The sequence below is a fragment of the Amycolatopsis rhizosphaerae genome (assembly GCF_007713715.1).
In the GTDB taxonomy this organism is placed as follows: Bacteria; Actinomycetota; Actinomycetes; order Mycobacteriales; family Pseudonocardiaceae; genus Amycolatopsis_E; species Amycolatopsis_E rhizosphaerae.
Genome location: NZ_VJWX01000777.1, coordinates 1 through 1,985 on the forward strand (window position 1 = coordinate 1; position 1,985 = coordinate 1,985).

At 70.9% G+C, this 1,985-nt stretch carries 2 protein-coding genes; both read left to right on the top strand.

Annotated elements, in window-relative coordinates; translation table 11 throughout:
- The first annotated feature begins 222 nt into the window (after window positions 1–222).
- Window positions 223–1,455 carry an MFS transporter gene (locus FNH05_RS36715; RefSeq protein ID WP_246128157.1) on the top strand — a complete coding sequence of 411 codons (1,233 nt, stop codon included), beginning with the start codon at window positions 223–225 and terminating at the stop codon, window positions 1,453–1,455.
- Between the two features lie 93 nt (window positions 1,456–1,548).
- On the top strand, window positions 1,549–1,985 hold a 437-nt coding region (locus FNH05_RS36720; protein WP_144593432.1), incomplete at its 3' end, for a serine hydrolase.

Here is a 1,985-nt window from a genome sequence, read left to right on the forward strand (position 1 = left end):
GATCCGGAGGGAGTTCTGTTGTACTGCTTCAACCATGCCACGGGCCCCACCCCGTGTTTCAAGGCCCTTCACTCCCAAGGACGCCGTCGTGGCCAGTTCGTTGCCTCGGCCCGCGAAACTCGCCGCGGTCGTTATCGAACCGTGATATAAGCGGGCAACCGAGGCCCTGATCACCGCAAAACGATTTGGTACTGCCGTACCAGAGTCGGCATACTGGTACGCGTGTCCCAGTCCAGTTCGCTTGCCGCCTACCGCACCGCACTGACCACCCCCGGCAGCGGCAAGCCCCTGTTCGCCTCCGTGCTGGCCCGCCTGCCCATCGCGATGATCGGGCTGTCGGCGTTGCTCTACGTCCAGCGCGAGACCGGCTCGTTCACGGCGGCCGGCCTGGTTTCGGCGGGATCGCTCGTGGGCGTCTCGATCGGCGCGATCGTCCAGGGCAGGCTCATCGACCGCTACGGACCGACCCGGCCGCTGCTGGTGACGGTGGCACTGTTCGCGCTGGCCATGACCGCGCTGTCGCTGGCCATCGAGGCCCACCTGAGCACCGGCCTGCTGATGGTGCTCGGCGGCGGGATCGGGATCACCGAGCCGATGGTCGGTTCCGCTTCACGGGCGCTGTGGAGCCGCCTCGTCACCGACGAGTCCGCCAAGAACGCCGCCTTCTCCTACGAGGCGATCAGCATGGAGGTGTTCTTCATCCTCGGCCCCGGGCTGGCCGGCCTGCTGGTCACCGCGCCATGGCCCGGCACCGGGATGGTGGCGGGCGGGCTCTGCATGGTGCTTGGCGCCACCCTGTTCGCACTGAGCCCCGCCGTACGCGCGTGGGGACCGGCGCCCGCTGGGCCGCGTCCCCTTCTCGGCGCGTTGGCCAGCCCCGGCCTTCGCACGCTCGCCGTGGCGGCGCTGGGTTTCGGCATCGTCGTCGGCTTCGTCGAGGTGGCGGTGCCCGCGGCGGCCACCGCGGCGGGCAGGCCCGCGCTGGGCGGGGTGCTGCTGTCGCTGTGGTCGGTCGGCTCCGTCGCGTTCGGTGTGGCATACAGCCTGTACCCCTGGCCCCGGCGCATGTCGTCACGGCTTCCCGTGCTGCTCACCCTGTTCGGCCTGTTCGTCGCGCTGCTGGCCTGGCCATCGACGCTGTGGGGGCTGGCGGTGACGATGATCCTGGCCGGTGCGGCGATCACACCGCAGTCGGCGACCCATTCCGCGGCCATCGAACTCGTGGCCCCGGAGGGCACCGCCGCCGAGGCCTTCGGTTGGGTGCTCACGGCCGTCACACTCGGCCTCGCCGCAGGCCAGTCCGTCAGCGGCTACCTGGTGGAGCACGGCGGCCCGGGGATTTCGTTCCTCGTCGCGGGAGCCACCGCCGTGGTGGCCGCGGGCCTGGTCTGGGCCCGGCGGCACACCATGCCCGACCACGTCTCCGCCCCGGTTCCCGACCAGGTTGCCGTCTAGGACCCGTCCAGCGCGGGTTTCAGGGGTGGCCCAGGGACCAAGTCCGGGCGATCCCCGATGGCTGGGGAGCCGGGAAGCAGCACTCTCGTCTCCATGATCTTGCACAAGCGAACGTGGGCGGTGCTGTCGTGCACGGCCGCCGCCGCGATGGTCGCGGTTGCGCCCGCGATGGCCACGCCCGCCCCGCACCCGGCCGCCGCGGTCCACCGGGCCGACGACTCGTTGCCCGCCCTGGATCCTCAGGCCCTGCAGAACGCCATCTCCAGCGCACCGAACCGGGTGACGGGGGTGCTGGCGCGGATCAGCGGGCCGGCCGGGCACTGGACGGGGACGTATGGAGTCGCCGACATCACCACCAGCCAACCGGTGCCGGCCGATGGCCGCTTCCGTCTCGGCAGCGTCACCAAGGCCTTCATCGCCACCGTGGTGCTGCAACTGGCCGCCGAAGGGCGAGTCGACCTCGACCAGTCCGTCCAGCACTACCTCCCGGACGTGCTGCCTGCCGACTACCCGCCGATCCCGGTTCGTAC